Raw genomic sequence first — 21,360 nt, 5'->3', positions numbered from 1 at the left:
GTAGTTTTTGCTGGAATTAGGCAATAAACAATAAATTGAACTGCCGAAATAAAACACATTTTGGAAACATATGAGATTAAAAATCTCCTTACAGCGTTTTAGGTAAAGTTCTTTGTTATTAATCATGACCTTTAATTAACTTCACGAGAAAACGTAAATATATCTGAGCAAGCTCGCTTATTGGAAAAAAAATTAACCAAATAGTTTTTCGTATTTTGGGCTAGAAATAACCCGCTATAATTTGTTGGTACTAATGCAAAAGGCAAAAAATATAGTCATCCTGTTAATAGTTTTTATATTTATTTCAACAAATGAGTCATTTGCGTCTGCGTTACCAATAAAGCTCAAGTTCCATAACATATCAAAGGATCAAGGTTTATCCAGTAGTAAGGTCTATTGCACTTTTCAGGACAGCAAGGGATATATTTGGATTGGCACAGCACAAGGACTTAACCTTTATGATGGTTACAAGGTTACCACCTTTTATTACAATGCTAATGACAAGAGGTCTTTGAGCAGCAATGATGTGAACTCTATAGCAGAGGATAAGGATCATAACGTTTGGGTTGGCACCGGCCTTGGATTGAACAAATACGATAGAAAAAAAAACACTTTCATACGTATAGTAAATGATGGGACGAATAAGTTCGGTATTGGCAATAATATTATCACCTCAATATTGTGTGATTCGAAAGGAACATTGTTTGTTGGAACTATGACTGGAGGGCTTAGAATTTTAGAACGTGGGAAATCGACCTTTGGTAAAATTAATTTCCTAGAAAAGGGAAAGGTATCTACAAAATTCAATAATATTTCTTGTCTTTATGAAGACTCAAAAGGCAAAATATGGATTGGCACTAAGGGAGATGGGCTTTTATCGCTCCAAAATGGCACTTACCGTTCTTATGTAACCGAAAAATCAAACATAATTTGTAGTAATAATATAAGTACCATAACACAGGACAAAAAAGGAAATCTATGGATAGGCACATCAGACTCAGGTCTGTCCTATTTCAACGTTAATACTTTACTAGCACGCAAATTTCACAGTATTCAAAATCGTTCTGGTCTTTCTAGTAATGTTATTAAGAGCATTTTGGCCGACAGCAGAGGCAATCTATGGATTGGAACAGAAAATGGAGGAATTCATTTTTACGATTACGACGCCAACCAAATACTTCCATACAGAGGCAATCCTTCAGATCTATCAAGCTTTTCTCAAAGTTCAGCATGTGGATTGCTAGAAGATACGCAACACAATGTTTATGTTGGTTCGCATAGTGGTGGATTATACGTGTACAATCCTAATCGTTACCAATTTAACCTAATGGCAGACTATCCAACAAATGGCCAACTTTCACATCGTGATGTAAAAGCATTCTGTGAAGTTGGAAATGGCGTTCTATGGATTGGAACAGACGGAGGAGGTATAAATGTATGGCAGCGAAATAAAAACAGTTTCCACACCTATCGTTTTAGCTCACAAAACCTTCGCTCTATCAGTTCGGATGCCGTATTAACCATCTACAAGGATTCTCGAGGCATAGTTTGGGTGGGCACTTGGGGAGGAGGCCTTAATCGCTTTAACCCAGAAACCAATGATTTTACGCGGTTTATGAATAATCCCAAGGACAAGACCTCTATTTCCTCCAATAATATCTCACAAATATTTGAAGATAGCCGAGGAACCCTTTGGATTGGTACTTTTGAAAGTGGGCTGAATATTCTTGATAGAACAAATTTATCTTTTCGGCAATTTAGAGCTATTAATGACAAAAAAATTGATCTTTCAAAAAAGGGTTTCTTAAGCATATTTGAGGATAAGGACCAAGGGCTTTGGTTTGGCACCAACGAATCCACGCTTTATAACTACAATGTAAGCAAAGGTAAACTAAAGAATTATTTTTATCCTACAGCACAAAGAAACCGGTCTTTCTTCGGAAATGTTGAAATAATGTTTACCGACTCAAAGGGCAGAATGTGGATTGGTAAAAATGGCCTTATGCTTTTTGATGAAAAGACAAAGAATTTTATAATACCAAGCCTTGGCAATAGATTTTCAAACACGACTATTTTTGGGATCCTCGAAGACAATGATGGGTATCTTTGGATAAGTTCAACAGCAGGGCTTTTTAAATATAATCCTGACAGCAATTACCTTAAAAACTATACAAATGAAGATGGTGCTCAAGGTCTTGAATTTTCTAGAAATGCTTATTACAAAACTACCGATGGAGAAATGTTATTTGGAGGAAACCGTGGCTTCAATTATTTTAAGGCGGAAGACATCAAGGATATTAATTTTGTTTCTCCAGTTCATTTAATTGATTTTCAGTTATTTAACAAAAGTATTGTAAACTATGGTGCAGCGTCGCCACTTAGCGAACACATTGGAGAAGCAAAGGAAGTAGTACTTGATTATAGTCAATCTGTATTCTCTTTCGAGTACGTTGCGCTCAATCTATTTAACCCTGAGAAGACCAGATATGCTTATAGAATGGTGGGGTTTGATAAGGAATGGAATTTTGTTGGCAACCTTAGAAGAGCTACATACACTAATCTTAACCCAGGTCAGTACACTTTCCAGGTTAAGTCTACAAATGCCAATGGAAACTGGAATGAGGCATTTACTACAATTGACTTAAAAATCATTCCACCATTTTATATGACTTGGTGGTTTAGAACACTAATGACCTTGACTTTGATTACAGCCACTATTACACTTTTATATTTTAGGAGAAAATTTGAACTCAAACAACTACAGGAACAAAAAAGGGAAGAAATACAACTTTCACAGCTTCAATTTTTTACAAACATATCGCACGAATTAAGAACCCCGCTCTCGTTAATATTAGGGCCCTTAGAAAGAGTGATGAAAGAGGATGGCCGTGATTCTATCAGGCAGTCTTATCAAACGATGCATAGAAATGCGCTACGGTTAATGAAATTGATCAGTGAAATAATTGATTTTAGAAAAGTCGCTTCTGGTAATCTTAAACTAAAGGTTTCTAATGAAAATTTAGCACTACTTATAAACGACATTGCTACGGATTTTGCTGATAAGGCTACTGAACTTGGGATAGATTTAGTTACAAGCACAAGCAAATACAAGAATGTATGGTTCGACAAACAGGTAATCGAAAAAATAATTATCAATTTGTTACATAACTCATTAAAATATACAGATGTTGGAGGCACGGTGAGCATACAAATATTTGATTCTTTTGTTGAATTAAAACCAGAATTTAAGGATGAACTCATTTTGAAAAGTGGTTATAATGCTAAACAATATGCCTATATATGTGTAACCGATAACGGGGTGGGCATTTCTAAATCGTCCATATCTCATTTGTTTGAAAGATATTTCAGGGTTAACCAAACACATCTTGGATCAGGATTGGGATTAGCATTTGTTAAAAGCCTGGTATTTCTACACAAAGGTGAAATTTACGTTTTCAGCGAAAAGATGAAGGGTACTCAAATAGTAGTTGCGATACCGATAAGTGAGGAAGATTACCAAGAAACAGAGAAAACTGATGGCGCTGTGGATGAATCGTTAATCCACCTTGAAACCATACAATACAAAAATGAATTGTCTCCCTTAGTTGCGTTATCAAATTCAGCTAATTTACCTCAAGCAAATGCGGAAGAAAAGAGAACAATACTTCTTGTTGATGATAACGAAGAGCTAAGGGCATTTCTTAGAGAATGCCTTGAAGATAAGTATTTTATATTAGAAGCAATAAACGGTCTACAAGGTATGGAGAATGCAAAAGAGAAATGTCCAGACCTGATAGTTAGTGATGTTATGATGCCTGTAATGGATGGTATTGAATTCTGCAAATCTTTAAAGGAAGATATAGAAACTAGTCATATACCAATAATATTGCTAACAGCAAAGGATGCAATGGAAACAAAATTGAACGGGATAGGTTATGGAGCAGATCATTATTTCAGTAAGCCCATCAATATTGATTTATTATCCTTAACAATCCAAAATTTATTTGACCAAAGACAAAAGCTAAAACAAAAGTATTTAAAAGATTATTCCATAACGGCCAAAGAGTTGGCATATTCTATCAAGGACAAAGAGTTTATAGAAAAAATTAGCACTCTGATTGAAAGTCAAATCGAGAACCCTGATTTTAATGTAGAAGAAATAAGCAGGGAAATTGGAATGAGCCAAACTACTTTGTTAAGAAAAGTGAAAGAAATTACTGGGCAGACAGTAAGTGAATTTGTACGGAGCATACGTTTAAAAACAGCTTTACACATCCTTACCCATGAAGATGTTTTGGTTACTGAGGTAATGTATAGAGTAGGCATTTTGTCTCAATCCTATTTCAGTACAATCTTTAAAAAAGAATTTGGAAAAACACCTACTCAATTTTTGCAAGAAATCAGTTCAATTGCTAAAAAATAAAATTCTACCTAATTGTAAAATCTTTCCTTAATCTTATATCAACTGATGAACCTCATCGGGCTTTAAAAGATTAGTTCAAAGGGCTTTAAAATACTCTGGCGAAGACGCTATCTTTTGAGCTTTTACAGCTAAGCAAGCTACCGCTAGAAACGTGGAGTAAGTTTTTTTTCATTGAAATTAGAATTCAGGTACATCAAACAACTATTTCATTGGCAGGTTCGCAAGCTTAAAAATTATTTCGCACTACCAGGGTAAGCCTTGATCAACAATTGACCATTACTTTTTGCCCACGTCTTTAATTTGATGACGATACGACTAAGCGAAGGATTGTCAGAGTCCTGAATATGTTGAGCCACCGAAACATCCTGAACGGTGATGGCAATTTTTTTCAGCAATGCTTGATCGATCTTTAACTGTAGTTGCTTACCATTTTGTTGCAATAAAAGGCCATAAACTGTTTTTGTAACTTTAGCCTTGGTAAGCCATTGAAATGTATATTCGACAGGCTTCTTATCAGTTGTCCATTCATCTTTGATGCTTACGGAACGATCGGGATGAAGTAAAATGGTACGATTTACTCTTTTGGCAAAGTTTGAATATAAAGAAGTCAATTCGGCCCTATTACCCATAGTTCCCTTTACATCGGGAATTGCCACTACTTGTGATTCCCCATCTATGAGTTGGTATTCGTTGTTAAAACGGATAATGTTATGTCCCTCCGGCCCGACCCTAAATGTGGTCCAGCGACTGCTGTTTTGAGTATAATTCCACAAATCAAGCTTTGCTTTACGCATCTTATCGTAACTCTCTGTGCCAAGATCAAGTGCCCAGCGAACACCATCGGCCTCCAAAATAAAACTACCTGCATCCATGTGGCCGTGAGAGTTATTTGGCGTACCACCCTTTAGTGCCACATACGTTGCTTTCGGATCTTGCCAGGAAGATCGCATTACTCCCATAGATAAATGGCCTTTTGGCGACCAATGTAGCGGGGCTGCTTTATTGGCAACCCGTTGCAAAAGGGATGGATCCCACCACAATATCTCTAGTGGCGAAAGCCGGCCCAATTCTACTTTTTTACCTGGCTTTGTGTTTTTACCCGTCAACAAAAACTCGTAATAGCGGTTAATGTCGTTAATTTCATCGCTTATTAAATCCCGACGCTTTAATTGCTTGGCAAACCATAACATAATTGGCTCGTTTTGAAGCTCGGTGTGGTAATCAGAATAATTATAATCTTCGCCAGATGGAGCAACCATTTGGTTGTTATAATCTGCAGTTTTTAAAAAGCCCGGCATCTGCTCTAAGGCAAATGAGGTATTAAACACAGAACGCAAAGCCTCAATAGCAATCACATAAAAAGAAGTTCCATACGCCCAATAACTTGGCCCCTCAGGAAATGCACCATCCAAAGCATACGTTACGCCTGCATAGGGAATGTTTTTTATGGCTTGTTCTGTCATCTTGCGAGCAAGTTCTGGCTCCTCTTCTGCAATGGCCAATGCCGCTACCATAACGCCTCCATTACAAACTGGGTTCCAGTTGAAATTGCCGTTTACCCAACTATCCACACCTTCCTTTGCCGCTAGGGCCGGTATAATTGCATTGTTCTTTATGGCCTCCACAACTTTCTTTCTTTCGTTTAAAGTAAGTTCTTTGTACAACCAGTCATAGCCTATGCCAGCGGCTAGTGCTGCTTCCCCTACGTCTAAGAAATGTCCTGTTCCCCAATTTTTGAGTTCCGCAAGCTGTATTAGCTCTTTTCTTGCTTTTTCTAAACTTGCCTTGTTGCCCAACAATCGATAATCTAGCGCAAGTGACAATATGCGTTCTTGCACTGCCCTTGAGGTACCCATGTTACTAATGCCAGAAGGATACTCGATGTTCGCAGCTTTAAGTTTACCCTCAGCATCTTGTTTTAAGATATACTTTAGTTTTAAGCTAATGCTGTCCTTTTGTTCAGCAATAGCCAATAGCTGGGCGTTTTTCGCAAACAACCTTGGGTGATCGGGCAATGATTTCCAGTAATCGCTAGGTATCAAATCAGCTTTTACCAGAGAATGAACCTGTGCAGACACCTGTAAAAATAAAAAGGGAATAAAGAGTAAGGTTAAGCGGATCTTCATATTAATTAGTTTTTATGCTATTTGGCAGCAATTTCAAAATCGTGTTAAATAAAATATTACTTGCTTTGCTGCAACCGCCGCCGTTTGGGAGATGCCGGTTAAATTCCAGCTGCAAGATTCTCCCAATGGGATTGGAAATATTGTTTTGTAACCATGTATTACATCTTCCTGAAAAAGTATAGGGATACCTAACCTAGTCTGCTCCACAGCAATCTTTTGTATTCTTAAATTTTGTTTTACCCCATTACTCTTTAAAATTCCGCCAACATTGCCTGCATTACCTTATTATCTAACGGGTTGGTAGAATTGTTCTCATTTACAAATGTTATTAGGTTAAGCTGACCTATTTTTTGTTGCAAGGTCATCCTTGATAAAAGGTCATTTACACGAGCAGAAGTGCTTAAAGAGGAATTTTTATATATTAATTTTTTATCGTTTTGAGCCATTACCGCTATTGGAAGTAAACAAACAACAAATAAAAGATATTTCATGATTTTGATTATTTTGTATTAATGAGTATTTACCTATTGATGGCATTTGTATGCTAAGAGATTTTTCTGTTGGTTAAAATTTATTTGGCTGTGGAATTTTAATGAGGTTACCTATAAATTTTCTGTAATTGTTTCCAGCTTACCCCTTGCAGGTGTTGCCACCATGCGCTATCATTTCTAAACAATGAATTACCTTCCCAGGCTGCTCCAACATAATAGGTAACAGGCACATTTGGCTTAACATTTACCAGCACATACCTGTCATTACCACTGTCTGCATAGCTATTAAACTGACTTGGATCAACCACTATGGCCGTGCCCAATTTGCCCCATTTTTGTTCTATTAGTTCTATAGTTGATAATTGCCCAATTGCGTTCTTAGTTATCATGGGCTTGCCAAAAGTCGTAAGGCCAATCCCGATAATCAAGTTATCTTTGCTAGCTGTGGTAAAGGTGCTGGTAACTTTATAAAAATTTGTACCGTTAACCATCTTTATCCGCTTGAATTCGGTTACTTTTAACCCATTAACATCCCAAGCATCAAATTTTAGCTCAAATTCTATTTCTTCTTTTGTATTTTTTATAATGTTGTGGTTGGCATAGGTTTCTGCAGGATAAGGTTTATCATTAGCCCATACCGCACTTCCACCAGCTCCCCTTAAAAATCCCATATGGTAAAAATCTGCACCTTCACCGCGGTCAACATGGTAATCTAAGCCTTTGCCATTTAACCTGTACCATTTATCTATAATAGAATAATTGACAGATTTAGTCCAAATATCTACCCCACTGCTCACTTTATCACGCACAGGTGGCCCATAGTATCTAAAAGCGATCCTGTCATTTTCCCACGCTATATCCTGGTTACGTTCGGGCACATATTTTACATAGGCCTTCACTTCGGTTGACAGGGTATCTAACACCCCATATTTACCTAAAATATTATTATTAAAATTTGTAATTCCCATTTTTATGGCTTGAGAAAATGCCAATACAACTGGACCAAATGCATGAGGGTCATTGTATATCCAAACATGGTTTTTATAATCTTCTTTAGTGCCATTGCGAGGTGCTAAGCAACTAAAACAAGCATGGCTAACCGAGCCGTCGTTAGCTACATAACTGCTTAATGCATTAATCCCTTTTAAAAAATTAGACTGATATTTATTACTGAGCATTTTTTTTTCGAGCATTATACCCATACCATAAAGCAATAAACCGCTACCAGAGGTTTCTACAAAAGATGATTTATCTGTCATTTCTTGATGCCAGAGACCTTGCTTATTTTGATGTTTGATAACAGCAGCAAAAAACTCAGCAGCAAGTAGTTCAACTTCCTTCCTTTTTGGGTGATCCATTGGCAAATCCCTGACCAATATAGCCAAGGCTAATGCACCCCATCCATTACCACGGCTCCAATTGTCTTCAGATAATTTTCCAGCTTTACTAAAGCCCCTTGCCTGATGTAAAAGTTTATTTTTATCATCTCTTAATATGCTAAAAAGCTCCAAAGTCTCGAACACCGCCAGGTCTACATATTCTTTGTTTTTTTCTACAAGACCGGCATACAACATGTATGGTGTTACTGCAAATGCCATATCTATAAAAACCTGATCTCCCTTTTCATCAATCCATCCTGGAATAAGCAAACCTTCTTTTGAGCGTTTTTGCTGATTGAACATTTGACTTGCCCCAAGTTTTACTTGAGTAGCTAATAATGATGTTGCACGCTTAAAACTCAAAAATGCAGCTCCATTTCCACCAGCTTTATAGCTGACGAAACTACCCTTGCCATCGATTTTTTTTTGACCAAATTTTTGAAAAGTAGCTACTGCCTGGGAAAGTATATTTTGATCTGAGCAAGCCAATGCCAATTCACTCTGCCCTTGTAAAAGCAAGCTACCTTGATATGTACCTAGATCAGTTTCGAGCCCTTTATTTAAAACTTTTTTGGCAATTTCTGAAATAGAAACCCGTGTTTGCGCAAATGCTTCATTAATAATGAAACAAAACACCCCAACAATTACCCATAAAGTCTTTTTCATGTTACTTTTTTTTAAATTAAGATCGAACCTTGTCTGCTGCTAACTATTTAAGTTCGAATGTCTTTTCCAAGACATCTCTAGAATTACCACCTACAAATATTTTGAATTTTCCCTTTTCCAATATTGCATTGCCCTTTTCATCAAAAAATGACAAATCTTTTGTGCCGAGTTGAAAAGTGATGGTTTTTTCTTCTCCAGCCTTAAGGCCGATCTTTTTGTACGCCTTTAACTCTTTTACAGGCCTTACAATAGATGCAGTAATGTCATTTATATACAATTGCACTACTTCTTCGCCATCATATTTTCCTGTATTTTTTACGATTACGCTAACATTTTGAATTTGCCCATTAGTTAATACAGATGAACCGAGAGATAAATCTCTGTAATTAAAAGTCGTGTAGCTCAATCCATAACCAAACGGAAACAAGGGTTGATTTGGGATATCCAAGTAGCGAGAATAAAAGCTATCCCCTCCTGGATCGGGAGCAGGTCTACCTGTATTAAAATGGTTATAGTAAACTGGCACCTGACCAACTGCATAAGGAAAACTCATTACAGTTTTAGCCGTAGGATTATAAAGCCCCTGTATAACATCTGCAACAGAATTACCTGTTTCGGTACCCAACAACCAGCAATATAGAACCGCATCGGCGTAAGGCAAAACTTGCGTTAGCACCAGTGGCCTACCTGCAGTAACCAGTGCAATAATTGGCTTGCCTGTTTGGTGCAATGCTTTTAACAATGCTATTTGCCCAGCTGGTATATTAATATCTGCAAGTGATTTATCCTCTCCAGAAACCTTTCCCGAAATTCCTATATTCACAATTACCACATCAGCAGCGTTGGCATTATTTACTGCTTCAGCAATTAATTTTTCGCTAGTCTCGTTTTCCGAATTGTAACCATCGGCGTAAGTCAAGTTTTTATATTGTGCTTTTAATCCATCATAAACAGTTACGTAAGTATTGTAATCGCTTGTCCCTTTCCACATATCCACCATATCTGCTTTGCTGTTTGCATAAAAACCAATCAAAGCAATTTTTTTGTCCTTACTGGCCAGGGGAAGCAGTTGATCCGTATTTTTGAGGAGAACAATACTTTTAGTTCCTGCTATCCTGGCCACTTTCCTATTGGCTGGCGTTAATAAATTTTCCTTTTCTCTTTGTTCATCAGAAAATCTGTAAGGATTTTCAAATAAGCTAAGCTTAAACTTGTAATACAATATTCTACCAACGGCATCATCTACTTGTGCAATGTTCAATTTCCCTTCCTTTATCAATTGCGGCAAATGGTTTATCACACTTTTACTTTCCATATCCATCATACTACCTGCCTGCAAGGCTTTCAGTGCAACATCTTTGTAATCGGCTGCAAATCCATGAGGAATCATTTCACCAAAAGAATTCCAATCGCTTACCACAAAACCTTTAAAGCCCCATTTATTTTTTAACACTTCGGTAAGTAAAAATTTGTTGCCACTTGCAGGTATTCCGTCTAAAACATTAAAAGAATTCATTACGGTTGCTGCACCAGCCTTTACTGCCGCCTCATAAGGTGGCAGGTAAGTATTCCACAGCTTAGAACGAGAAACATCTACATTATTATAATCCCTCCCAGCTTCAACTGCACCATAAGCTGCAAAGTGTTTAACCGTGGCTAATACATTAAATTCACTTTCGAGATTTCCTTGAAAGCCCTTAACCCTGGCCACCGCAAGCAGTGAAGCATAATAGGGATCCTCGCCAGCACCTTCCATTACCCTACCCCAACGAGGGTCTGTGCTTATATCGCACATTGGTGCAAAAGTCCAGTGCAATCCTGAAACCGCAGCTTCTTTCGCGGCAACTTTGCTATTCTCTGTTACTTGATCTAAATCCCAACTGCAGGCTTCAGCTAAAGGAATGGGAAACAAGGTTTTGTAACCATGAATTACATCATACCCAAATAAAAGGGGAATGCCCAATCGACTTTGCTCTACCGCGATTTTTTGCACACTTCTTGTGGTTGATGCGCCAATGGTATTTAAAAAAGAGCCTATTTTACCAGCCTTTAACATGATTAGTTTTTCTTGTTGGCTGGTGGCATTAAGTCCGGGACCTGTAAGATCGCCACTATTGAGTTGATTGAGTTGTCCAGCCTTTTCCTCGATGGTCATTTTGCTCAATAAATCCTTGACCCTAACCTGTATTGGCGCCTTAGGATCTTTGTAAACTTGTTTTAACTTGCCCTGGGCAAACAAAGTGGCAGGCATAATTACCAAGAGTAATTGTAAGCAAATGATTTTATTTGCGCTTTTATAAAAATTGATTGTCATTCTTTTTAATATAAATTGAATACAGCTGCATTCATTAGTTGATCTTATTATTATTTCCAGATTCCATTTTGTCTTATAAATGAAACCAAGGTATCAGCCATAACCTGATGCTCAATTTTCTTGGGGTGGCCTGGTGTAGCTTTATAGGGAAAGAAAAGTGGATATATTTTCTTTATTCCTTTTTCAATCTTTAACTCATTAACTGCCGTGGTCAGATAACCTTTCCATTTTGGTTTTGCTGATGCATCCATACTACCGAGTGCACAGATGATGTGCGAATTAGGATATTTTTCATGTAAGGCGTTGATGAATAACTTATAACGATTGATAAAGAGCGAATCTGAAGGCTTTAAACCTATAATTGTAAAATGCGTATCATACTGTTTAGAAGTTGGATTACCTGCAATTCCTTGGTCATTTTGAAAAAGATTAACAACCACAACATTTGGGGTATAGTTTGCAAAATCCCACTTTAGTCCAGGATTTCTTGGGTCGTATAAATCAAATACTTTGTTCATCGTAAAGTTGGTATAACCCGCAACCAAGCCTACGCCGCTATAAGAAATATTTGAATATTGAGCTTTAAAAACTTTTGCTGTTAACGCAGCATAGGTAAGCTCTGAATTATAAAATGTATTTCCGCTATTAGTTGGATCTGGTCCAATTGGTGCTTCTACCATTGATCCTTCAGTCTGTGAATCTCCGTAAAATTCCATTTTTCGATACAATGGTTTCGGTGCTTTCTGGGCTTTGCCTGAAGTAATATTAAATTTATAAAAATAGCCTTTCACCCAATTAGGCATAATTTTAATCAATCTTAAATGATGCCTACCTTTTTTTAATCCAGTGGCAAGCACATGGGTAGCTTTTGTTGGAGTTGTTAATATTTTTCTGGCTTTTTTAAAATCGTTATCTATTATGATTAAGAAACAACTATCCAAGCTAGATGATTTTAATTCTGCTGATATTTTACTACCAATAAAATTCAACTCTATACTTGTGCCCGCATTCACAAAAGTTGCAACTGTATCATTATAACTTACCCTACCAGTATATAATATGTGTTTTGAACCAGCATTAATGTTGTCATCCTTTAATTCAACTTCAATCCTGCTATATCCGTGAGATCTAGTATCAAAGTTCTTAAATCCAAAACAAATCACTATAAACACTAATACTACCAATAATAGATAGCGATTTGTTGTGCTGCTTACTAGCCAATTCTTCTTAAATTTCATGCTTTTGAGTATGAGTTAAATTGGATTATCTGTAATAGCCTCTATTTAAATTTCCCTTATGTTTTAACAGTTTTAGGGCTGTGTCATTTTCAAACTTAAACTCCAAGCTTCCCGAACCTATAGCTAAACTTTTAGGCGCCAATTTAAAATCATACCTTGTTGGGTCAATTCCAGGATTAATAAAAAGAGGATCGGCTACGATATTATTGGAGCCGGTAAAAAAATCTTGATTTTTGGGATAAATGTTATACTCCCACCTTACCCTGGTATTTTTGTTATCAGACGTTACTGCTCCTCCGGGCTTAGGAACAATGATGTTATTCATGATTACAACATCGTCACACCTATTTGGAAACAATTCTTGATAACCAACAACCTGACCATTCCAATAAGTAGTGTTGTTGATAATATCAACGTGGGCGGTACGAAATGTGTGTATGCCAGAACCGCCATTATACACACTTAGATTATAGGCAATTAAGGCTCTTCCCTTCCACTCTGGTCGGCGTGGCTTTAAAGGCTGTGCCTTTTTAACGGTCGTATCAACTGCAGCATCAGCATTGGGATTTGTAGCTCCCTGCTTTTGATCGGTAACATCAAGCAAAATTCCATTTCCATCACTTAACTTACCCGTTTTTTCCCACGGAACAAGTGTTTTGTTGTTCCAAACCTTATTGCGTACAATAATGATATGGTAGCCAGGTTTGTCATCAAATGCCCAATTGTTTAAAGTGGTAATACCAGATCCAGCATAACGCATGTACCAGGCATTCTCATAAACTTTACAATCCTCAATGGTTACATAATCGCCTTCTAAAACAGTTATTCCACCGCCAGGGCATTTACCCACTTCACAGTTACTAATTCTTATATGATGCGGCTTTTTATCTGAAGCATTTTCCCTACCTTCCACAATAATTCCGTTGGTATTGTACTTGGCATTTGGCGTTTTATTTTTGGTATCAATTATGGCATCTATCAGTGTAATGCTATCATTATTACCTATTACCTTTAGCCCTTCAATATTTATATAGGAGCCTAAAATAGTTATACCTCCCCATGAGGATGGTCTTATTTCAGGTGTAGCACCTAATTTTGCCTTAAAGGTAATATACTTATCCACCGTGCCAGAAGTACGCAAGGTTAAAATGGAATGTCCATTATTTGCTGTAGTATTATCGTAAATTCCATCTGCTACAATCACCGTATCGCCTGGTTTGGTTAAATCTGCAGCTCTTTGAAGGCTACGAAATGCCATTAACTCGGTTTTACCTGAATTTTGATCATTTCCTTTCCCAGAAACAAACCAAATTTGTTGTGCTGAAGCCAAATAGGTTAAAAATAGCATGCAAAGAGATAGAAATAATTTTTTCATTATAGTGGTTTTAATATGGTTTTGTATTTATTTAAGGCTTATCTTTTCATATTGGTTCATGGCTTAGCGCTATTATGGCAAAGGATATGCATATAGTAGAAGTGATATTTTCTGCCAAGCTCCTTAATTATTTAATGTCTTCTATTAAAGCTTGTTGGTCATATCGAAAACTATACTTCCTCCCTTTTGGATAATGTTATGCGTAATGATGTTTCCTTGCCATTTTACACCATTAACTAAAATACTTTTAATGTAAATATTTTGGGGAGAAGCGTTTGGCGCTTCGATTGTTAATACCCGGCCATTACTTAAATGTATTTTAGTTTTTTTAAATGAAGGCCCAGTAAGGTAATAGATATCCTGACCAGCATTGGGAAAAAAACCCATGGCAGAAAACATATACCAAGAACTCATTGCACCACTATCATCGTTTTCAATACTTCCATCTAAAGAGAATCTTTCTTTCATTAGCTTTCGGATATAATAACTGGCTAAATCAGGACGGTCTGCATACAAAAAGCTATGCACAGTTAAAAATGATGGTTCATTCCCGTAGTCTATTAAATTATGGTCAAAGCCATATTGAAGTTTCTTTGCAAAAGCTTCATTACCTCCACTTAAATTAACCAGTTTATCAAACTGATGAGGAACAAAATACGAGTAGGTCCATGAGTTCCCTTCATAAAAATAATTTTTCCACGAGCCCCAATTCTTTTTTAAATCTATGTTGACAAAATCCCCATTCAGTTTTTTAGGTTCTATAAAACCTTTAAATCCATCACTTTGTGCTTCTGGATTCCAAAGAGCAATCCATTTAGTGCTTCTTTCTAAGTATTTCTCGTAATCTGCTTTTGTACCTAAATCTTTTGCCATTAAAGCCGCACCATAATCATTATAAGCATATTCTAATGTCACAGAATTACTCATTTTTCCGGTTGGAATCCAACCTAATTGCTTATACATTTTACCGCTATCAGTATTTGCAATACCCTTGCGCTCCTCATCTGCTAAAAACTTAACCACTTCATAAGCGGCTTTCCAATCTACTCCTTCTACTCCCTTAACATAAGCATCAACTATAATGTTACTTGCGTCATTTCCGCCTTGCTCGGCATTCATTTCTCTTAATGCTACATAAGCATCCTTAACCGATTTGTACTTTTTATACCTAGCAATAAATGAATTAATTGTACCACTTACCATAGCTTGGTTTGTCAAAACTTTTAAGGGGTAAAGGGTTCTCCAAGTGTCCCAAACAGCTAAGTGGTCATCCCAAACTAGCACTCCTTTATCAAAATCAGGTGCATCATTGGTTTTATTTCTTGGCATAATGGAAGCATGGTAGGCAGCCGTATAAAATATTTTCTTATCTGTTTCGGAACCGCCCTCCACCTTAATTCTGCCTAACTCCGTATTCCATATTTCTTTTGCCGTGTTTTTAACTTTTTCATAATTCCAATCAGGAATTTCATTGTTTAGCCAGTCATCTGCTTGTTCAATGCTTTTAAAAGAAATAGCTATTTTAAGGTAAATCCGCTCATTTGCTGTAGTATTATAATTTACAAAAGCCCCTATCCTATCGTTTGCTTTTTTTGAAAGCTGCTTGATTTGTCCATAATTGATATCACCATTAAACCAAGTACCACTTTGAGTAGGAACTTTACTTAGTTTAGCAGAAAAGTACACACTATATAAACCGTCAGAGAAACCCCCAACATATTTTCCGTAACCTTTAATTTCTGTTTTTTCTTTATTGGTAAATTCAATTTCTCCAACCTCAAAGCCCGAACGTCCTTGTTGCATTACAGTGGCTATATCTAAGATATTATGGCTAATATCTATTAAAATGTTAGAACTGTCAGATTTTGGGAAAGTAAATTTATAAATAGCACTATGCTGAGAAGGCGTAAATTCTGTCCTTATCCCATATTTGGTTAAGGTAACACCATACTCATAAGGCTTAGCTATCTCATCTTTTTTAGGAGAGTCGTGTTGATTCTCGCCAACTGCCAACCCTACTTGTGGAGAAAGAAAGATTTGCCCGTATTTTCCCCAGCCTGTTCCGCTTACATGCAGTTGCCCAAAACCGCGTATATCATGCCCCATAATATATCCGTCCATATCATAATTGATTTTACCGGGGGCAGTTTGCGGACTTGGATTTATAGGCGCATTAGGCAATTGAGGGCCTAATATAGTACTGGTATTTTCGTCTCTTACCCCAATAAAATTATCAACATAATCAACAGGTTGTTTTTTTGTTTGTGCCTGCAAACTGACATGACATCCCATAGCTATCCAGAAAAAGCCAATTGAAAAGTATTTTATCTTATACATATTTTATTTTTTTAAGTGAAGAACCAGTGCATCATTTCCTTTCAACCTCGCGTCATTTTCGTTTGGCAAATCACCATATAAACTGCTTTCAATCTTCCATCCGGTTTTTAACTGTATTTTAGTATCTGCATCTAAAGGGTTATAGTTGATTAGTATGACTATTTTTTCACTATCACTTATCGAATGTTCAGTTGTTAGAACACTCTGATGCTGTTGAGTAAGTATGCGCTCGTTGATTAACGAATTGGCTATCGTTTGATAAATTCCGCTATATTTAGGTTGCCCAACATCAAAAGCGCCAGGTTTTTTAGCTAGGTTTAATTCTAATGGAAATGTGAGGAGATATATTTTACCTTTTCCATAATTGGCTTGTAAAAAAGAGGGATTCCCATCAGCCTCTGCTGCCAGTAATGTGGCAGTTTTGTTTTTAATTTGATAGCGACGTTCAGCGGAAGCAGAAAAATTTAAATTTTCACCAGAAGGTAATTTTGAGATGAAATTAATTAGGCCAGCTCTTTTGCTATTTGTAGCTATTTCAATACCCAGCGGTTCTGTAAACGAAGGTAAATAGGCATCATCTAAAGAAATATATAAAGTAGCTCCTTTACTTACCTTTAACAACAGTTTGGTCCAATAGTCATTGTAAACCGCATCAATTCCTTTAATAGAGGGTAATAGGTAGAGTGGTGCATCTTTAAGTTCCTGCCCGGCCTTCTGAAATGAAAAATCAAATCCCGCCTGTTTAGCCAAAATATAACTGCTGTAAGCTACTGCCCAATTATCTTGGTTGTTGCTTAAAATGCAGACTGCTTCCTTTTTCCTTGAGGGAAGTATCTGGAATGGCAATTGATCAATAAACTTACTAAATTTCTTAAACTCTCCCAATACAGGTTTTAGAGTCCTATCCTCTTTAATCAGGCCTAATTCCATTTCAACCGAAGCATAGTTATAAGGTGCGTATGGCAACTTGGTCTGATCGTACGCACACCACCAAAATGTACCCAAACCGTCATTTGCCCAGTTAGAAAATAATGCGGTTCTGGCAAAGGCTACTTTTTCCGTTTCACCGCCAACCATAGGCCCCATTACTCCTGTTTCTTCTACCAGGCATGGCTTGCCAGCTACATCACTGTACATAGAAGTTTCGGCCGCTGCATGGATAATTGTTCTCAAGCTATTAATTGGATCCTGACTTGCGTAGGGTGTCCATAAAGAATACGGGTGGGTAGTTAATATATCTGTTAGCGCTGCCTGATCTTTTATTAACCATGGTCCTTTTTCGTCGGCGGTTAAGCCATGCATGCCAGAAACTATTGGGCGTGAATGATCTATACTTTTTATAGCTCCTGAAATAACTGATGACCAAACGTACGCCTGAAAAGGATTTTTAACGTTCTCAATTACATTACATTCATTGCCAAAATCCCAAGCTACAATAGAGGTTTTATCTTTAAACCTTTTAACAAAAGTGGTTACAAATTTTTGCTGCCACATTAAAGATTCGGGATCGGTTAAAATATTTTTTCCCTCTAGCGCAGGTGGCACATATAATTGTCCACTCATCCAGCCTGTAATTAATCCAACTACTAATTTTAATTTATATTTTTTTGCCAAGTTTGTTAAAACCTCAAAATGTTGTAGTTGTTGTTCACTTACCCCATTTTGCCCAACCTCGGTTAGCGGTAAAGATTCATCTTTGAAAGAAATATATTTCACATCACCACCAGAAGTATAAATCTTATTTATAGGTTGAAAATCTGGCCATAATGGGAATACGCGTAGTACCTTTATTCCATTTGCAGCTAATTGCTTAAAATCTGCCTCAATAACTTCAGTACGCCAATTAGACCACATGTGGGTTCCTGCATGAGATGCCCAATAGTTACAGCCCACCATAAAGGTTCCTGGCTTGCCAAAAACTTGTTCTTGTGCAGATGCCTTGAAACTAAATATGCATAGCAAAATTAGGATACAGCTATTGATATTTTTTTTAAATTCAATCTTCATAAGGTAAATATGTTCTTAAAACGGGAGCGGCTCTTATGCTAAAAGTTTTTATTAAATGATATACAGTGCGGGTAAGCAAACTATTTATTTTAGTTAAGCTCTTTAATTTTTATGTTCCTAAAGCTAATTTCACTTCCATGGTCCTGTAACAGCAAATGACCTTCATTATTGGTTACAAAATTGGGTATCTTGCTGTATTTGCTTTTGGCAATTAATGCTGTAAATTTTGGAGAGCCCTTGATGTAGTCAACCACAATTTTTCCGTTTAAATAATGTACTATTCTTTTATTAGGGTAAACTACTAACCGAATGTTATTCCAATTGCCCGCAGCCAATTCTTTTGCTTTTGCTTTTTTTGCAGTAATCATATCATATAATGATGATGAAGTATGATTTCCATTTACACCAGCCTTGGCATCATCATTAAGTACGTCATCAAGAATCTGAAATTCTAACCCTAGTGAAGCTCCTTTCTCATTTGTAACAAAATACTTTAAGCCGCTATTGCCTCCAGGGGCGATTTTATAATCTAAGGTTAAATCAAAATATTTGAATTTTCTTTGCGTAACAATATCTCCACCATTGGCAACATGGCTGTTTTTTGCCGCGGGAAGTATGCGTAACTCCCCATTTTTAATTTCCCAACCATTATTGGGGAAAGTTGTTTTAGATACACTTCGCCATCCATTGCTGGTTTCCCCATCAAACAAAAGTTGGTAGCCTTTTTTTACTTCCTTATTAGTTAGCTTATTTTGTGTTAAACTTTTATCCTGACCCATGGCGTTATCACATAGCAATAACAGTAGTATCAAGGCTTTCAGCTTGGTAAATTGCATATTAAAATTTTTTAAACATTAAACTTTAACTTCCCAGCCTTTTTCATAAGCTCTGCTCCATAGTTTCATGGCTTCCTTATCTTTTAGTATGTGTCCATTAGTAGGGTCGCAATTAAGTACCCTTCCTACCCGATAGGCTATGTTTCCCAATTGGGGAAGCAATGTAGATTTATGTCCATCTAAAATTGGTGCGTTAATTTTTTCTTTACCACGAATAGCTTCAACAAAATTCAATAAGTGTAATGCATCCAAATTTTCGGTAGGGCTTACCTTATTTGTTGGGTCAAACTTGGTATTGTCTTTTACATCTGCAATCAACTTATTGGCAAGGTCAAACATTTGGTAGCTATTGGCCCCACCATAAACTATCGTTCCTTTATCACCATAAAAAACCACTCCCCTTCCAGAACCTTCAGAATTATATCCATTGCAACTCCTTCCTTCCCAGCTAGCTGCAGTTTGGTTTGGGAATTTATAGGTAATAGTTTGGGTATCTGGCGTTTCCCAATCATCCTGCCAATGAAAGCGGCCGCCAGATGAGGTAACCTCAATTGGGTAATCAACACCTAAGCCCCAGCGAATAACGTCAAGTTCGTGTGTTCCATTATTTAATGCCTCGCCGGTACCCCAATTCCAAAACCAATGCCAATTATAGTGAACCAAATTACTGCGATAAGCAGCACGTGGTGCAGGCCCTTGCCATAAATCAAAGTTCAAATGTTCTGGAACGGGAATAACCTTACCTTTTCCTATTGATGCCCTATTATTTGTGTACCATCCCCTTGCAAAATATACTCTACCTATGGCTCCATGATGGAGCTTGGCTATCATTTCATTAACGTTGTTAAAGCTTCTCCTTTGACTGCCCATTTGTACTAGGCCTTTATATTTCTTGCTGGCCTCAACCAACAATTCACCTTCCCTTGGATTATGACTGCATGGCTTCTCTACGTACACGTTCTTACCAGCTTGTAATGCCATAATTGCAGCTGGTGCATGCCAATGATCGGGTGCTGCAATAGCCATTCCATCAAAATCTTTCTTTTCGAGCATTTTTCTCACATCAGCGAAACCTTGTGGTTTTTTACCAGTTAATTTCGCTATGGCCTCTATAGCTCTTGCTAAAACTTTTGCATCAGGATCGCAGATATACGCAATTTCTACATTCGGTAGTTTGGCAAAATTTTTCGCCAAAAAATCTCCACGGCTATTTACGCCCATTATGCCTAGCAGAACTTTATCATTCGGTGAACCCATAAAAAAACTGTTGGCTGATGCTAATGATGGGGCAAATAAAACACTGCTGCTTGCAATAGATATATTTTTGATGAAGTCCCTTCTGCTTTTAATCATGACGAATAGCTAAGTAGATATTAATTAATTACTACTGATAAAGTTTTAACAGCTTTATTTACTTCTCCAAGTGGCCCAAATGCAGTTAATTTAACCACATAAGTGCCAGCAGTTGCATAGGTATGCGGTGCTTCTTTGGCAGTTGAAACAGTTGTGCCATCTCCATAATCCCATGAGTAAGTAACTGCATTTAATGATGTGTTAGAAAAACTAGCCACTTTTGCATTAGCAACCGCAGTAAAATTAGCTGTTGGAACCAAAAAAGCCGGATCGATTAATATAACAGCATGGCTCAAATTACTTGTACTAACTTGAGTGCTACTTACCTTAACTGCAATTGCAAACTTTTTAGTAAGGTTGGCTCTCAAATAATTAAGATCAACACCTAAATAAAATAATGCAATATCAGCCCCATCGGCAATATTTACTGTTGGCGTCAAGGTATATTTGTCAGTCGGCAAGGCTTCTGTTCCAACTGGAAATTTTCCAGGAACAAGTAATAATTTGGCAACCGTATCTGCATTTATAGAAAGATTTGCCGTAACAACTCCTTTTCTATCTACTCCTGAACGATATACAGATAGAGGAATGTTGAATTTGCTGGTAGGCAAATCAATGGTATAACGGAAAGTTTGTCCTGGTACGGCTACCGAGTTAACAAAATAAACACCAGTTGGTGCGTTACTTGGGTTTGCGGCAGGTAGGTAAACCTGTTGCGGGAGATAGGCAGCATCAACCACATCTTCTGTTTTAGAACAAGAGAATAGCAGCGTAGAAACAACTGCAAAAACCGGGATTATTTTAAATATCTTCAT

General features: G+C 37.1%; 12 protein-coding genes. 1 reads left to right on the top strand and 11 read right to left on the bottom strand.

Features of this window, described 5'->3' with window-relative positions:
• Positions 1-253 precede the first annotated feature (253 nt).
• Positions 254-4,423, top strand: coding sequence for a two-component regulator propeller domain-containing protein (locus tag EZ456_RS06740; RefSeq protein WP_131528536.1), 4,170 nt, complete (start codon positions 254-256; stop codon positions 4,421-4,423).
• A gap of 233 nt (positions 4,424-4,656) precedes the next feature.
• Here the strand turns inward: EZ456_RS06740 and EZ456_RS06735 are convergent, their stop codons facing one another.
• The 11 genes from EZ456_RS06735 to EZ456_RS06680 form a co-directional block, all read right to left on the bottom strand.
• Complete coding sequence (locus EZ456_RS06735) at positions 4,657-6,549, bottom strand: heparinase II/III domain-containing protein (protein WP_131528534.1); 1,893 nt, start codon at positions 6,547-6,549, stop codon at positions 4,657-4,659.
• A gap of 251 nt (positions 6,550-6,800) precedes the next feature.
• Entirely contained in the window at positions 6,801-7,040 is a 240-nt protein-coding gene (locus EZ456_RS06725) for a hypothetical protein (RefSeq protein ID WP_131528532.1), read from the bottom strand.
• Between the two features lie 107 nt (positions 7,041-7,147).
• Entirely contained in the window at positions 7,148-9,085 is a 1,938-nt protein-coding gene (locus tag EZ456_RS06720; protein ID WP_131528530.1) for a DUF4861 family protein, read from the bottom strand.
• A gap of 43 nt (positions 9,086-9,128) precedes the next feature.
• Positions 9,129-11,399 (bottom strand): beta-glucosidase BglX, encoded by a 2,271-nt coding sequence (gene bglX, locus EZ456_RS06715; protein WP_131528528.1) that lies wholly within the window; start codon positions 11,397-11,399, stop codon positions 9,129-9,131.
• 50 nt (positions 11,400-11,449) lie between these two features.
• The gene (locus EZ456_RS06710; RefSeq protein WP_131528526.1) at positions 11,450-12,637 is read right to left on the bottom strand and encodes an SGNH/GDSL hydrolase family protein; all 1,188 of its coding nucleotides are present in this window, start codon (positions 12,635-12,637) and stop codon (positions 11,450-11,452) included.
• Positions 12,638-12,662: 25 nt separating this feature from the next.
• A complete protein-coding gene (locus EZ456_RS25290) occupies positions 12,663-14,012 on the bottom strand; it encodes a right-handed parallel beta-helix repeat-containing protein (protein WP_205945040.1) in 1,350 nt (449 codons plus the stop codon).
• Between the two features lie 144 nt (positions 14,013-14,156).
• A complete protein-coding gene (locus EZ456_RS06700) occupies positions 14,157-16,349 on the bottom strand; it encodes a GH92 family glycosyl hydrolase (protein WP_131528524.1) in 2,193 nt (730 codons plus the stop codon).
• Between the two features lie 3 nt (positions 16,350-16,352).
• Positions 16,353-18,356 carry a glycoside hydrolase 5 family protein gene (locus tag EZ456_RS06695; RefSeq protein WP_131528522.1) on the bottom strand — a complete coding sequence of 668 codons (2,004 nt, stop codon included), beginning with the start codon at positions 18,354-18,356 and terminating at the stop codon, positions 16,353-16,355.
• An 89-nt stretch (positions 18,357-18,445) separates the two neighbouring features.
• The gene (locus EZ456_RS06690) at positions 18,446-19,192 is read right to left on the bottom strand and encodes a 3-keto-disaccharide hydrolase (RefSeq protein ID WP_131528520.1); all 747 of its coding nucleotides are present in this window, start codon (positions 19,190-19,192) and stop codon (positions 18,446-18,448) included.
• An 18-nt stretch (positions 19,193-19,210) separates the two neighbouring features.
• Positions 19,211-20,545 (bottom strand): Gfo/Idh/MocA family protein, encoded by a 1,335-nt coding sequence (locus EZ456_RS06685; RefSeq protein WP_131528518.1) that lies wholly within the window; start codon positions 20,543-20,545, stop codon positions 19,211-19,213.
• A gap of 20 nt (positions 20,546-20,565) precedes the next feature.
• Positions 20,566-21,360: a PKD domain-containing protein gene (locus EZ456_RS06680; RefSeq protein WP_131528516.1), complete on the bottom strand. Its 795-nt coding sequence runs from the start codon at positions 21,358-21,360 to the stop codon at positions 20,566-20,568.

This window comes from Pedobacter psychrodurus (assembly GCF_004331735.1).
Classification (GTDB): domain Bacteria; phylum Bacteroidota; class Bacteroidia; order Sphingobacteriales; family Sphingobacteriaceae; genus Pedobacter; species Pedobacter psychrodurus.
Note: the sequence above shows the minus strand (reverse complement) of the source record. Positions and strands in the feature narration are given on the sequence as shown.

What these genes read in the sequence shown, in the direction of transcription:
- EZ456_RS06700 (WP_131528524.1), bottom strand. Translation starts at nt 16,349, where the DNA reads ATGTATAAGATAAAATACTTTTCAATTGGCTTTTTCTGGATAGCTATG.
- EZ456_RS06735 (WP_131528534.1), bottom strand. Translation starts at nt 6,549, where the DNA reads ATGAAGATCCGCTTAACCTTACTCTTTATTCCCTTTTTATTTTTACAG.
- EZ456_RS06680 (WP_131528516.1), bottom strand. Translation starts at nt 21,360, where the DNA reads ATGAAGATATTTAAAATAATCCCGGTTTTTGCAGTTGTTTCTACGCTG.
- EZ456_RS06710 (WP_131528526.1), bottom strand. Translation starts at nt 12,637, where the DNA reads ATGAAATTTAAGAAGAATTGGCTAGTAAGCAGCACAACAAATCGCTAT.
- EZ456_RS06725 (WP_131528532.1), bottom strand. Translation starts at nt 7,040, where the DNA reads ATGAAATATCTTTTATTTGTTGTTTGTTTACTTCCAATAGCGGTAATG.
- EZ456_RS06685 (WP_131528518.1), bottom strand. Translation starts at nt 20,545, where the DNA reads ATGATTAAAAGCAGAAGGGACTTCATCAAAAATATATCTATTGCAAGC.
- bglX (WP_131528528.1), bottom strand. Translation starts at nt 11,399, where the DNA reads ATGACAATCAATTTTTATAAAAGCGCAAATAAAATCATTTGCTTACAA.
- EZ456_RS25290 (WP_205945040.1), bottom strand. Translation starts at nt 14,012, where the DNA reads ATGAAAAAATTATTTCTATCTCTTTGCATGCTATTTTTAACCTATTTG.
- EZ456_RS06740 (WP_131528536.1), top strand. Translation starts at nt 254, where the DNA reads ATGCAAAAGGCAAAAAATATAGTCATCCTGTTAATAGTTTTTATATTT.
- EZ456_RS06695 (WP_131528522.1), bottom strand. Translation starts at nt 18,356, where the DNA reads ATGAAGATTGAATTTAAAAAAAATATCAATAGCTGTATCCTAATTTTG.
- EZ456_RS06720 (WP_131528530.1), bottom strand. Translation starts at nt 9,085, where the DNA reads ATGAAAAAGACTTTATGGGTAATTGTTGGGGTGTTTTGTTTCATTATT.
- EZ456_RS06690 (WP_131528520.1), bottom strand. Translation starts at nt 19,192, where the DNA reads ATGCAATTTACCAAGCTGAAAGCCTTGATACTACTGTTATTGCTATGT.